Annotated in this window: 8 protein-coding genes and 1 pseudogene; 6 read left to right on the top strand and 3 right to left on the bottom strand. The window is 66.2% G+C overall.

Going from position 1 to position 13,935, the window contains the following annotated elements:
- Nucleotides 1-29: 29 nt before the first annotated feature.
- Nucleotides 30-4,196: a protein kinase domain-containing protein gene (locus AC5ZH6_RS26545; RefSeq protein ID WP_006368777.1), complete on the bottom strand. Its 4,167-nt coding sequence runs from the start codon at nt 4,194-4,196 to the stop codon at nt 30-32.
- A 165-nt stretch (nt 4,197-4,361) separates the two neighbouring features.
- On the opposite strand from AC5ZH6_RS26545, the gene AC5ZH6_RS26540 reads away from it, so the two are divergent.
- The 3 genes from AC5ZH6_RS26540 (at nt 4,362) to AC5ZH6_RS26530 (ending at nt 7,329) form a co-directional block, all read left to right on the top strand.
- Nucleotides 4,362-5,471, top strand: coding sequence for a hypothetical protein (locus tag AC5ZH6_RS26540; protein WP_020173081.1), 1,110 nt, complete (start codon nt 4,362-4,364; stop codon nt 5,469-5,471).
- Nucleotides 5,472-5,505: 34 nt separating this feature from the next.
- Nucleotides 5,506-6,798: a protein NO VEIN domain-containing protein gene (locus AC5ZH6_RS26535; protein ID WP_006368773.1), complete on the top strand. Its 1,293-nt coding sequence runs from the start codon at nt 5,506-5,508 to the stop codon at nt 6,796-6,798.
- A 243-nt stretch (nt 6,799-7,041) separates the two neighbouring features.
- Nucleotides 7,042-7,329, top strand: a complete 288-nt coding sequence (locus tag AC5ZH6_RS26530; RefSeq protein ID WP_006368772.1) for a hypothetical protein — start codon at nt 7,042-7,044, stop codon at nt 7,327-7,329.
- Nucleotides 7,330-7,345: 16 nt separating this feature from the next.
- On the opposite strand, the gene AC5ZH6_RS26525 is transcribed toward AC5ZH6_RS26530, so the two are convergent.
- Together AC5ZH6_RS26525 and AC5ZH6_RS26520 are read right to left on the bottom strand one after the other, a co-directional pair.
- Nucleotides 7,346-9,856: a type ISP restriction/modification enzyme gene (locus AC5ZH6_RS26525; RefSeq protein WP_006368770.1), complete on the bottom strand. Its 2,511-nt coding sequence runs from the start codon at nt 9,854-9,856 to the stop codon at nt 7,346-7,348.
- Between the two features lie 21 nt (nt 9,857-9,877).
- A complete protein-coding gene (locus AC5ZH6_RS26520) occupies nt 9,878-10,297 on the bottom strand; it encodes a nitroreductase family deazaflavin-dependent oxidoreductase (protein WP_006368768.1) in 420 nt (139 codons plus the stop codon).
- Nucleotides 10,298-10,438: 141 nt separating this feature from the next.
- On the opposite strand from AC5ZH6_RS26520, the gene AC5ZH6_RS26515 reads away from it, so the two are divergent.
- The 3 genes and pseudogenes from AC5ZH6_RS26515 to AC5ZH6_RS26505 form a co-directional block, all read left to right on the top strand.
- Complete coding sequence (locus AC5ZH6_RS26515; protein ID WP_006368767.1) at nt 10,439-11,269, top strand: SHOCT domain-containing protein; 831 nt, start codon at nt 10,439-10,441, stop codon at nt 11,267-11,269.
- A gap of 13 nt (nt 11,270-11,282) precedes the next feature.
- On the top strand, nt 11,283-11,720 hold the full coding sequence (locus AC5ZH6_RS26510) for a hypothetical protein (protein ID WP_496168014.1): 438 nt from the start codon (nt 11,283-11,285) through the stop codon (nt 11,718-11,720).
- A 54-nt stretch (nt 11,721-11,774) separates the two neighbouring features.
- A pseudogene (locus AC5ZH6_RS26505) lies at nt 11,775-13,859 on the top strand (serine/threonine-protein kinase PknK); the annotation flags it as partial.
- Nucleotides 13,860-13,935 lie beyond the last annotated feature (76 nt).

Below are 13,935 nucleotides of genomic sequence, written 5' to 3'. Positions count from 1 at the left end.
GGTGGTGACTGTTGCTGTGCGGGTGCTGGTTACGGGGCGGCGTCGGCGGGTGCGATCAGCGCTCCGACGTCGTCGTCGGTGAGCGGAATGAACTGTTCGGGGCTATTGAGTGGAAGCGCCACGCCGTCGACAAGTGGCCCGGCACCGCCGGTCGTGTGCGGCTGCGGGATCATCGCCCACACCGAGTGCGGCGGAGGTGCAGCCAGATCGGTCCAGGCGCTGACGATGTTGAGCTGACCGTAGGCCGCCAGGGTTGACAGATCGGTGAGAACCACGGGGCCGTTGGCTGCGGCCACCACGTCGATGATCGCGGGAGCACATTGGGCGACAAACCCTTTCAAGCCCTCGCGATCGGCAGTCGCGCCGGCGTCGGCGGCGAGGATCATCGACCAGTCCAGCCCGACCTCGGCGGCGCGGGCGCGCATCGCGTCGAGGATGACGTCGGTGACGTTGATACGCGTGGCCGCAAAACGCTCGCTCAATGCTTCGGCGACCGCGTCGCTGTGGCCTATGGGAACCCCCAGCGCGCGGAACCGGCGCTCACCGCCCCCCCGCTCACCAGCACCCAGTGCACTGAGAACGTCCGAGCGTGGGCCGACCACTTTGTTGGGGTGGGGTGTGCGGGTCCGATAGGTCGGGATGGTCGAACCCTTCGGCTCGTCCGTTCTCGGGAATCGGTAACGGGCACTGGGCTCGTCCCACACCATTCCGGGAGCAACCGTGGCCACCACTGCGTCAAGTGCCGGGCGCCGCGGCAACGCACCCCGCAGCGCCGGGAACCGGGCGAGGAGACGAGTCTCGAGTTCAGCTCGGCCGAAAGTGTCGGTGTCGGAGAGTCCTTGCAGCACTGCGCGCAACGCTGACTCCACCGGCAGTGACGCCGAATGCAGCTCATTCCGCGAGGAGAGTCCCAGCTCCGGTGACGAGGTGACCGCAATCGCCAGCAGAACATGCGGGGGAATCTCCACCTCGCTCTGCTGCGCAATGCCCAGCGCTGCCGCCACCTCGTCTTTGAGCTCGGGTGCCGCATCGGTGGACGGCACCAGCGTGGTGCCCTGCTCCTGTGCTTCGGCGACAAGGCGCTCGGCCCGGCGCGCAAGCATCGCCGGCAACCGGCGATCGATTGCGGCGGTCGCCAGCATCGCCACCGTTCCCGCACCCTGGCGACGGACCATCTCGATGCCGGTCGGCTGGGCGTCGGCGGCGGTGGTGTCCTCGACAGTCGGCTTGGGCGCGCAGGCGAGGACGAACCGGAGTACGCCCAACGCGGTGCGCCCGACGTCGTGCAGATCACCGATCTGCATCTGTCCCACCAGTTCTCGGGCGATGAGCTCTGGCGTGGAGGCGCCGCCGGATGCGGTCAGCAACGTCTGCGCTCGCTGGTAGAGGTCGTCGACGGTGGCCTTGACGCGCCCGGTGACGAATGCGCGGACCGGATCGTCGGTCGACAGCAGTGCCGGGAACTCGCTGAAGATCTGCGAGATCCGGGCCGGAGTGAGGTGGACCCGGAGCGCGAGTTCGTTGAAGGTGACGAACGGATCGTCGGGTGCGTCCTCGTGAGTCCCGAGCAGCATCTCGAGTACCTGGCGCCGCATCACCGACGGGCGTCGGCCGGCGAGCTCGGTGAGGGCGCTCACGAACTCCGGCAGCGAGGTGAACGCCGGCTGCATGGAGACGTCGTCCGGCGCATCGATGACGATCACGGGTGCCGGATATGCCTTCGCGCCCTGAGGCTTTACGGGCGTGGGATCGGTGGTCGGTGCCGGGCTGCGCGCGTCGAACACCGCTCGCCACGCATCGCGCATCGCTGCTGCGGTGTCGTGACGGGTACGTGCCTCGCGAGCGAGTGCCGTCCGGAAGAACGCGGCCAGCGCGTCGGCGCGGGTCTGGCTGAGTCCGGCGTCGATGAACGACTCGACGTCGATGGTCACGTCATTGGTGATCGACGTCGGATCGGACTGGCCATCGCCGTAGACCGGAGTGGTGCCGGTGGCCATCTCGTACAGCACCACCGCGGCCGAATACCGCTCGGCCGCGGAATCGAACGCTGTTCTTGTACCCATGCCCAGAAACGGATCGCGGTAGGTCGGTGTGCCGGCCTCGGTCTCCGTCACGCCGGCCCGCGACAGCGAGAAGTCGAACAGTGCGAGGGACGTCCTGGGGCGCTTGGTCTTTCCGGCGGACGCGTGCTTGGCCAGCCCGAGATTCGACGGTTTGATGTCACGGTGGGCTATCCCGGCGGCGTCGAGGGCGACCACGGTGTCGAGGAGTTGGGTACCCCACAGTTTCAGCTGAGCGTCACTGACTGCGGTGTGCCGGACGATGTCGGAGAGGGTTTGTTCGCCGCAGTCGCTGAGCAGCAACGCGGTTCGGCCACCGATGTGCAGGGGCGGCTCGAGTAATTCCACCACGCCGGGGACTTTGGGAGTCAGTTCTCCCAGCGCGGTCAACACCTCGGCTTCCTCGTACAGCCGTGCCGTCTTGGAGTCGTCGAGGCCCACCTTGAGGACGCGGTGTTCGCCGTCGGCAGCGTTGTCGGCCACGAGGATGCCGCGAGCGGTGGAACCCGCTCCGAGGACCTTGAGCACGATGAACCTGCCGTCAGCGAGTTCGTCGTCGGGTTGGGGGTTCAGAGGGTCCGTGCGCACCTCGGGATCCGGGCCGCTATCGCTCTTGTATTCCTGCAGCGCCGAGCGGAACTCGGCCGCGCCGAATCGGGGCTGCTGGGTCTTGGCGTCGAGGTCGACGCGTTCGGAGACCGATGGTCGGGTGGCGTGCAGGACGAGTGAGCGCAATCGTTCGTCGACGAACCGGCCGTCCACGGCTGCGAGGTCGAGACCGTTCTGTGCGCGCAGGCGGGTCCGCAGGTCGGTGCGATCGCGCGCCGGTGGCTCGCCACTGAGCACGAAGTAGGCCAGTGCCCCCAACGAGAACAGGTCGACCGCCATCCGGTCCGCGGTCGGCGACCAGCGATCCTCAGGTGCCTGATAGACGTCGTCATCACTGGTGGTTCCAGCGATCTGCGAACCGGCCAGAGTGGGTGACGCGGACGTGGTCGCATGGATTCGGCCTGCCCACGACCAGTCCGCGAGCCGAATCTGGATCGCGCCCGAATCATCGAGGCAGCTGGTGTTGATCAGGACCGTGCTCGGCGACAGGCCACGGTTGGAGACCTGGTTGCGGTGCGCGTAGGCCAGTGCCTCGGCCACCTGTGTCAAGACCTCGAGCTGCTGCTCGGCGGTCAGCGTGCGCGTGAGCAGCGCCAGATCCAACGGCGCGAAGTCGTCGAGCTTCTCGTAGACGAGAACGGCGTTGCCGTCGTCGTCGGTGGCCAGATCCAGCGGCGGAACGATCGACTCCTGCCGCAACGACCGGATCAGTTCGTACTCCCGCTGGATGCGGCGCCGGGCCGCTGCGCGAGCCTGTGCCGGTGCACCGCGACGAGTGGTGACGATCCGCGCGCGACCGTGCACGCCGGTCACCTTGTGGACCACATCGAAGTCCTGCCAGTCGTCGCCGCTGTCGAGGGTCTCACCGGTCAGCGTCCACGATCCGGCGTCACGCTCGGTACGTCGCGTCGCACCGAGTTCGCGTAGAGCGAGGGCGATGATGACGCTCATGTCCTCGCCGTACACGTCCCGGCCCTCGTTCGGTGGCTCCAGCAGGCGTGCAGCGATCCCGGGTAAGCCGGTCTGGCTCTCGCGCCCGTCGATACCGAAGAGGTTGGACTTCGCGAGATCGGAGAGATTCACAGCGAAGCGATCGCCGTGGAAGTACACCTCTTCTTGGATGAACGGGAACTGGCGCATCACCTTGTCGACGTTCAGGTGATGCTCCTGTGCGACCTTGCGCACCTCGTCCTTGAGTCGTGAGGCCAGCTTCTGGGCCTTGTGACGAGTGGTCAGGAGCGCCGACCGCTGGGTGCGGCTCTGCCGATTACTGCCGGTGAGAATCCAGTTCTTCTCGTTGCCGCTCAGGACGCCGTTCCAGCTCTTGAGCTCGACCATGTGCAACCGCCGGCGGCCCAGGATCAGGGCGTCGATCTCATTCCAGCCGCCGTGATTGTCCATGAACTCGAAGTTGGTCCACGCACGGTACGGCGAAGCGCTCGGGACGATCTCACGCAGCAGGCGCAGACCCTCGGTTTCGTGGGCGAACGCCGACGTGGACACCTCGATCCACCGGTCGTCCGCCACTCGTCACCCACCTACTACGTTCCGTCACAGCTGCAGGTACCGAGGCTATCAATCAGGCGCCGATACCGGGCGGGGTCGGTCGGTCGGAGGAATCGCCGTTCGCCTAGGAACACCCGTGCCACCATGTCTGACATGACGGATTCGACGTGGACCGCCGGTAGGGGAATGGAGCGCATCGTCGCCTACGAGCCGTCGCTCTCCGACATGCTTCAGCTCCTCAGCGATCGCGACCGCTCGCCGTGGCAGCAGTTCGTCGGATTCGAACCGACCGAGGTCACGCGTGAGGAACCCACGGCCAACAACGCCGATCTGTTGCTGACGGCGGATGACGGCGGGCGCGCCGTCATTGAGGTGAAGCTGGGACACATCCTCGGGCAGTCACAGCAGAGCAAGTACGAAGCCCTGCCCGGGGCACCGACGCTGTATCTTGCCGCGTTGAGCTCCGACCGCGATCGCCTCAGCAACCTGGGCTCCGAGCGCTGGAAGTTTCTGAGCCTGAGGGAGCTCTTCGGTTCGTGGCAATACGTGGCCGACGAGACTGCGCGGGTGATCGCCGGCGAAGTCACCTCGGTCCTGCAGGGCTGGGACGACTTGGTCGTTGGGGTGTTCACTCCGCGAACCGATCCCGACGCACTCCCTCTGTCGTCGCTGACTCACAAGTTCTTGGCTCGCGTGGTCACTCGTCGGATGGAAGTGGATCTCGCCACACGGCATCCGTATGCACGAGCCCTGGTATCCAGTGGCAGCGGAGGGTTGGCTTTCGTCCAGGCATGGACGCGCATCCGCAGCCAACACGAGGGTCGCTACTTCATTGCCGAGGTTCGCTGGCGCGAGAACAGGCTCACCGGAGAACTGAGGTTCGGCGTCGATTTCGATCCGGAGGCAGGGAAGTCGGTCGATGAAAGTCTGCGACGCGCAGCCTACGATCTCGCCTGCACGATGGAAGACCAACTGGACTTTGAGCCTCTCCACAGGCATCTGCACTCAGCGCGGCCTGAACTGGCGACGATGGTCTCCACACGAGGCCGGAGTCGACCACCTCGACGCGGCGACTGGGAAGCGGTCATGCGCCACGGGTTTTCCGGCGCACCGCTGGCGAACGGCAAGGAGAACAGCCGTCGCGCTACGCGCCCCGGCTTCTACGGGGACCGCACACTTCGGTTCGAAGCACTCGTGGACGTCGACTTCCGCCTCGCATCCGCTGTCGACGTCATCGCCCTGATCGACAGCACTCTGGAGTACCTGTCCGACTCCGAGCCGAGTGAGACAGCGTGAGTGGTCGAGAACCCACGCGGAACGAGGAGGCGCGATGACTACGCGGTACGGATGGTGGCGGACGTACGAACACTTCTGTGTACCCGGGTCAGCACCCGAGGCGATCAGCCGTCAGCTCGATCTGCTAGAGCATCATGTGCGGGCGAACACGTCGGGATTCCGCAAGCAACCGGTTGTCGGCATCGATGAAGGCAACGGATGGCAGATCGCATACGTCGCGAAGAAGACTGTCCTGGAGGACCTTCGCGACGCGCGCCCCGACCAGGCCGACAAGTACGATCGTGCCCGCGCGGGCGGCTTCCGCGGCAACCTCGGTCCCATTCCGCCGGTCGATCAGACATCGATCGACTCCATCGACCTCGACGCCGCTCCTGCAGCACAGGGCCCGCGCATCTGGATGGAGATCCGCAGAGAGAGCAACACCGACGGCTTCGGCGAGAACCTCTACGCCTACCGATACAAGGAGGACGGCACAGCGCGACCAGCCTTCGCCCGTCTTGGAACGGTGCAGCCCGGGGACCTGGTCTTGCATTACTGGATGCACGCGATTCGAGGAGTGTCGGTCATCGAAGGCGCGCCGGAGGTACTCGATGACGGAATCACCACCACGTTGCGCGACATGGTCTGGTTTACCGAGCCGGTGACACTCGACGATCTGCGTGACCGCACGCTGGACATCGTCGATGTCTACCACGACACACGAGATGATCCGCAGTACAGGCAGTTTCCGTTCCAGATCGACCACGCATCGTCGGCTGATCCGAATTTGCACGGCGCGGCGGTCACGTACTTCGTGGCGTTCCCTTCCTCGCTCGTTGATGCCGTGCCGTTGTTGGCGACACAGTTCACCTCTGCGGTCGGAGCTCAAGACAAGCAAGATAGGTCGCCCGACGACACCGATGCTCGCGTGGTGCGCAGGGCTCGCGGACCGGTCGACCCTCTGCTCCGGCGCCGGATCGAGGTGTACGCCGAAGACCAGGCCATCGAGTTGCTCAAGTCCGAGGGCTACACCGAGATCGAGCGCATCGGCAAGCCGTACGACCTACTCGCGACCGGACCCGGCATCGAAGACTTGCACGTCGAAGTGAAGGGCTCGATGCTGACTGCCGACGCGGTGATCCTCACCCGCAATGAGGTATCGCATGCCGATGACCACGTGACGTCGCTGATCGTCGTCGATGAGATCGTCGTCGAGGTCACCGAAGACGGCTACCAATGTTCGGGTGGACGGCTACGTCGTTGGGGTCAGTGGCGACCCGAACCGGAAGCGTTGGAGCCGTTGGAATTTGCCTACCACCTACCTGTCGACGCCGTCACGGGAATCTAAGTCAGGCACAACCGCCGAGCCGATCCGCTGTCCTCCGATCGGTCTCATCTCCGGTTGTGAGTGACCGTTTTGTCGGACCTTCGTGAGAAGGTTGTCAAGACTGTGGTTCGGATTGCTGACAAAGGAGTACAGACGGTGACCATCGTCAAGCGTGGAATCGTGTGCATCGCCATTGCGTGAGGCGCAGCGCTCGGTGGAATCGGTGCAGCACAGGCAATCCCGCCCTCGCAGCTCAACGGTTCGGTGACCGACGCCAGCACCGATATCGAGGTGGCCACCGAGGCCTACCGGGATCAGACGATGAATCGCTTCACCTACAACGAGGCCGTCGCGTACGTGATCGGCGACAAGTCCGCGGCCGCGGCAACCTACAGCTTGAACCAGTACCTTCACCGCTACTGCGCAGCGGCCCGGATGATCAGCACGGCGATCGCGGACATGGGCTACAACAGCGCAACCATCCAGAACTTCTACTACCGGTCCGGATGTCTGAATGCACCGAGCGTGACGCACGACGGCCCCACGTCGTAACCGCGATGTATTTCCTCTAGTGCCGGGGCTTTCGGTCGAGCGCGGACGTCGGCGCCGTCATACCCGCCGCGGTGAGCTCGGCCTCCGAGACGAGGGGGCCGGAAAGGATCTCGCGGAGCAGGTGATCCATGTCGTCGTGGAGCGCGATGAGGGCGGCGATGGCGCACAGCACCTCGGTCAGCTCGTCCGACCACTGTTCGGGCCACGCGGGATCCTGCACCTCGTCCAGCGGTGAGGACACCTTGCCGACCGGTCGGGCCAGCCGGTACTTCAGCCACGACGACACCACGCCGATGCCGCCGACGCGGTAGTCGAGGATCGCCTGCGGCACGTGCTCCCACCGTCCCGACCCGACGGGCAGAGTCTGGGCGAGCGCGTCGTGGGAGAACGTCGTCGGGCGCAGAGTGCCCACGGGCACTGTCTGTTCCGGCGGTGGGGCGCCCGGGGCGGCCAGCTCGATGACTGCGTCGGGGGAGTAGGTCATCAGCCCGACCACTCGCCGGCCGAGCTCCACGGCGGTATCCCACAACGCGGAGTCCCCGGTGATCGGGATGCGGACGCCTGGGGTCGCCAACTCGTCGTCGAAGTGAGCGACGAACCCGGGATGCCCGGTGAGGGCCGCCAGGTAGAAGACGAGATCCTCGGCGCGGGCATCGGCTCCGACGAGGGTGCGCAGTGCGTCGTCGAGACCGGGCGTCACATTGGGCGTGCCGTCGGGATGCAGACGCGGCAACGTACGACCACCACGATTGTTGAAGGCGTTGATGTCGGGCAGCAGCGCGCTGAAGTACAGGGCGGGTCCGGCACCGGGGCGGATCGAGTGTTGCTCCACGACGAAGATCTGGCCGGGACGGCGTGCCGCCCACAGGTCCGGACGTGCGCGGTCAAGCAGCCGGTTGTCGGCGATCAGCCACTGACGGTCGAAGGCACGGAACGTGATTCGTTCCACCGGTACCGGATGTCCGCGGTGGTCGTTTGAGGCGGTCGCGTCGAGTGGCGGCGCGGTGTCGAGGGGAACGCCCGGCAACGGCCGCACCCCGCGCCTGTCCGGGCTGCGACTGTCGGTGGTCTTGAACAGCACCGAACGGCGGTCGGCGTCGTGCTCGTCGAGGAGGGTGTGCAGTCGTGTGTCGAGGGTCGTCGCCGACGGCGCGCTCACCCAATTGCGGTTGGGGGTGACGCCGGTGGACAGCCACGGCATGAGTGTGGCCACCTCGGGAAAGTTGTCCCACCCGCTCGCGGCGGCCGGTGTGAACGGCGAATGCCATTGTGTGCGTACCGGTCTCCACCGCGGATCGTCGAAGGCCAGGGTGTCGAGGTCGGAGAGTTTCTCCGCGCTGGTGCCGTGGAGGTCCAGGTAGTGGATGTCGGCCGGGATGTCGTCATCGGTTGCTGGTGTGCGTGCGAAGATCCCGATGCACACCGGTGTCTCGATGGCGAACACCGCGTTGCGGGTGGGTGGTTTCTTGCCCTCGGGGCTGAGGTTGATGATCCATCCGTGAGAGGCTCTGCGGCGCAGATACTCTCGCATCCCGCGGAAGCCGGGGCCGGTGAGGTAGCCGGTGGCGGTGACGAAACAGATGAGACCCGGGCTCGGTCGATCGGAGCACGCTTCTTCGGTGCACGGTTGTTGGACGCACGGGGTGTCGAACGCCCACCAGCTCGCCCAGCGCCAGAAGTGGATGTAGGAGTTGGACAGCGCGAACTCGGTACTGCCGTTGGCCTGCAACCGGAATGCGTCGAGCGGCGGACGCCCGGTGGCCGGATCGGTTCCGTTCTCGATCCACCCGCCCAGACCGCGTGCACGCTCCCGATAGGGCGGATTGCCGATCACGACCCGGACGGACGGTTGCTCGGCTCGCTCGCCGGCGAGGGCGAGCCAGCGGTCCGGGTCGTCGAGAGTGTTGGCGCGGAACAGGTTCGGGCCCTGTGCATGAGCTCGGATGCGGAACTCGGCGACGGTGAACGGGCCGGAGTGCAGCTCTGCGCCGTGAAGTCGCCCCGCCTTGGCGGCGCCGATCAGGCGCAGGATCGCAAGAGGGAACGTGCCGGTCCCCATTGCGGGGTCGACGATCCGCACCGCATCGTCACCGAGCCCGGCGGGGGCGTCGAAGTGGGTTCTCAGCAGCCGGTCTATGAGCCGGACCATGGTGTCCGCCAACGGGACCGGCGTGTAATAGGTGCCGGATGACCGTCGGAGCGTGGGCGCGTCGACGCGTAGGAACTGCTCGTAGAGATAGACGTGGAGGTCGGGGTCGGCGGCGGTGAGCGCGGCCCAATCGATCGCGCGTAACGCTCTCACGATCGGGGTGATCGTCGAGGCGAGCAACGGGTCGGCGGACCGACCATCGGTGAGGTGACGGTCGGAGCCCTCGGCGACCGCAAGAACCAGTCCGAACACCACGGTTCGGGCGTACTCGTCGGGATGCACCCCGTCGCGCTCTGCGCACTCGCGCAGAGCCGCCGACTCCCGCAGGGCGCGCGTGAGGTCGACAAGGGTCGCGACGAGCATCTGCGGCCGCTGCACCGGCGTCAGAAGTCTTGTCGCTCAGACACGTTCGAGAACGACCACCGGGATGACGCGAGAGGTCTTGGCCTGGTAGGCATCGTAGTCGGGCCACACCTCGACCATCCTCGCCCACATCTGCGGCTTCTCCTCATCGGTGGCGACCCGGGCGCGCACGGCGAAGCGCTCGTCCTTGATCTGCACCGCAGCGTCCGGGTTGGCCTCCAGATTCCGGAACCACGCCGGCGGCGCATCGGTGCCGCCCTTGGACGCGACGACGAGGTAAGCGTTCTCACCCCACGGACGGAAGATCAGCGCATGTCGGCGTTCCTCGCCCGACTTGTTACCCGTGGTGAACAGGATGAGAATCTCGGTGCCATTCCAGTGATAGCCGTGCTCACCTCCGGTCCTCAGGTACTCCTCGACGTGCGGGTCACCATGCAGATCATCGACGGAACTCATGGTTCCACCATGCCAGGAGATCACCCGGCCAGAAAGGGCCGCGACGGTGCGGCCCTTGTACTGCAGCCCTCGTACACTGGGGGAGTTCACCCGCACGATCTGTGCGGGACGCGAATCCACTCTCGACGAAAGAGCCTCATCATGGACGCAACCCTCACCCCCGAGGCAGAGGGCGCGGTCGCCGACATTGCCGCACGGTACGGCCTCTCGCGCGACGCGGTGCTCGCGATGTTGTACGCGGTCAACAGCGGCGGTGGCACCATGGCCCAGTTCTCCATTCCCGAACTCGGCGGGTCGGGACAGTGGATGCGCGGCGGCATGACGATGGTCGGCAACATGTTCGACAACGCACTCAAAGCCCGCGTCGACTCGCTGTGTAGCGAGCTCTCGCAGCTTCTCGCCACCACGATCGTGTTCCCGCCGGCGCCGAGTAGCAATTCGTTCGGCGGCTCGTTCGGGGCCGGCTTCGGTACCGCCAACAACTGGTGGCCCGCCGACCTCGGGGTGCCCAGCTCCAGCGGCGGACAGAACGACTCCCGCTATGCGGTGTTCCCCGCGACGCGGCGTTTGGCCATCCAGGTCAACGGTGTGACAAGGGTTTTCGACACCGGCGACCACCAGATCGGTGGTGTACAGCAGCAACAGGGTGGGTACCCCGGTTCGGTGAGCTTCTCCAGCCAATACGGCACCTTCGACGTCTCGAGCCTGCGGGAAATCGGTGGGCAGGAGATCGTCGACACACCGGTGGCGGCGCCCGAACCCCCAGCCCAGAACGGTTCGGCCCAGTATTCCTCCGCCCAGATTCCTTCAGATCAGAACGGTCCCGCCCAGAATGCTCCGGCCCAGAACCTTCCGGCCGGCTCCGAGGACATCTTCGCCGCGATCGAGTCGCTGGCCGGTCTGCATCAGCGCGGCATCCTGACCGACGAGGAGTTCGCAACCAAGAAGGCCGAACTGCTCGCCCGGCTGTAGGGGAAGCGCGTTGGTGGTGGAACTCGAACCGGGATTGGCGGCCTCGCTCCGCAAAATCGAGCGGCAGGTGCTTGCCGAGGTGCCGTTGCGGCCCCGGTCGGTGCGGGTGATCTGGCTGGCAATCGTCGTGCTGGCCGCCTCCAGTATCGGTGCCTGGGTGACCAGCGACGTCGGCGGCGACCGGACACTGCTCGGTCAGATCGCGATCGGGCTCGGCGTCGGCGGCACCGTGCTCTCCGCAGCGGCGGCCACAAGGCGTCGATTCGGGTGGTGCGTCCTGGCCGGCGCGGTCAGTGGGATCGCCGTTCCGCTGTCGGTGCTCGGCTACTGGTCGACGCAGACCGGATTGGGTGTGGCGTCGGGTTGGTTTCTCGTCGCGGTGCTGTGTCACGCGGTTCTCGTGGGCAACTGGGTGCAGTGCGGGCGGCCGCCGGTTCCGCCGCGAAGGTAGACGCCCCAATTCGGACTGTGTCCTGCGTCACACCCGACTACGCTGGATGGCACCATGGTCGAGTTCGATCCGCAGGACACGCAGCGAGACGTCGTTCCGGACGCCGCCTCGGAGCTCATTGCGGCCGGATTCAGCGATCCCCTGTTGATCGGCCGTGGCGGATTCGGCGCGGTGTATCGCGCCGAACAACCCAACCTCGAGCGCACCGTCGCGATCAAGATCCTCACCGACCATCTCGACGAAGCGAGTCTGGAACGATTCCTGCGCGAACAGCGGGCGATGGGCCGGTTGTCGGGGCACCCGCACATCGTGAACATCCTCGAGGTGGGGTCGACGCCGGGCGGCATGCCCTACATCGTCATGCCGTATCACCCGCACGATTCGCTCGACGCGCGCATCCGCAAGCACGGCCCACTCGACTGGCCCGACGTGTTGCGTCTCGGGATCAAGATGGCCGGCGCGCTGGAGACCGCGCACTGGACGGGCACGCTGCACCGCGACATCAAACCGGGCAACATCCTGCTCACCGAGTACGGCGAACCGCAGCTCACCGACTTCGGTATCGCCCGCATCGTCGGCGGCTTCGAGACCGGCGCCGACATGGTCACCGGATCGCCGGCATTCACCGCACCCGAGTTGCTCACCGGCGATCCGCCGACCGTGGCCTCGGATCTCTACGGCCTCGGCGCCACCTTGTTCTGCGCGTTGACCGGGCACGCCGCGTTCGAGCGACGCAGCGGCGAGCAGGTCGTGGCGCAATTCCTGCGGATCGCCAGTGAGCCCGTCCCGGATCTGAGTTCCACCGATGTCCCCGACGAACTGTCCCGCGCGATCGAGCACGCGATGGCCCGCGTACCCGAGGACCGTCCCGACAGCGCGGCCGCCTACGGCGAGGAACTGCGGGCGATCCAGGCGCAATTCGGGCAGGCGGTCGCCGACATGGCGATCCCAGCGCAGGCCACCCAGGATCCGCTGACCGGGGCGTCGGCTCGCAGGTCGCGCACCGATACCGCACCGCCGACACCGGCCACGAAGTTCCGGCCGCCATTGCGTCCGCGTGCACAGGTGGTCCGGGAGCGACTGCTGGACATCCTGCGGGCAGGCGAACGCCGACGGCTCATCCTCATCCACGGCCCGGCCGGCTACGGCAAGACCACCGTCGCCGCGCAGTGGGCCGAATACCTGCACCGTGAGGGTGTGGGGGTGGCCTGGCTGACCGTCGACGACGACGACAACAACGCCTCCTGGTTCGTGACGCATCTGATCGAGGCGATCCGACGCACCGACCCCGACGTCACCGTCGGACTCGACGATCTGCTCGACGAACGACGCGAACACTCCGACCAGCATGCGCTGGCCACGCTGATCAATGCGATCCACGACCGCGGAAACCGGATGCTGGTCATCGTCGACGACTGGCATCGGGTCACCGATCCGGCGGCCGTCGCGTCGATGGACTTCCTGCTCGAGCACGGCTGCCATCACCTGCAGTTGCTGATCACCAGCCGGTCGCGGACACGTCTGCCGATCAGCCGCATGCGCGTGCTCGACGAACTCGTCGAGATCGACATCGCACAACTGTGTTTCGACGCCGACGAAGCCCGGTCGTTTCTCGTCGACGTCTCCGGGCTCGACCTCGAGAGCCGTGACATCACCGAACTGTGGAACTCCACCGACGGGTGGGTCGCCGCACTGCAACTCGCCTGTGTCTCGTTGCGCGGCAGCGACACCCCGGCCGAGCTGATCTCCAACATCTCCGGTCGGCACCGCGCGATCGGCGACTTCCTCGCCGAGAACGTACTCGGTGCCCTCCCATCGGAGATCCTGCACTTCCTGATCACCACGTCGATCCCCGACAAGGTGTGCGCGGGTCTGGCGACAGCGCTCAGCGGTGAGATCCGTGGGCAGGCGTTGCTCGAGGACATCGAGGCGCGAGACCTGTTCTTGCGCAGGATCGATGCCGATGGCGACTGGTTCGGCTTCCATCCGCTGTTCTTGGAGTTCCTGCGCCGACGGCTCGAACGCGACCAGCCCGAGCAGGTCTCGGAGTTGCACCGCATCGCCTCGACGTGGTTCGGCGAGCACGGAATGCTTTCGGAAGCTGTCGATCACGCACTGGCGGCCGGCGACACCGACAGAGACAAAGCCTTGCGTGCGTCGTCGACGTATGTGTCGGCGGACGCACGAAAGTCGGTTCGAAGGATGTCAAAGTTCT

This window comes from Gordonia sp. YC-XJ4 (assembly GCF_059511865.1).
This window is presented reverse-complemented; position numbering and strand designations above follow the sequence as displayed.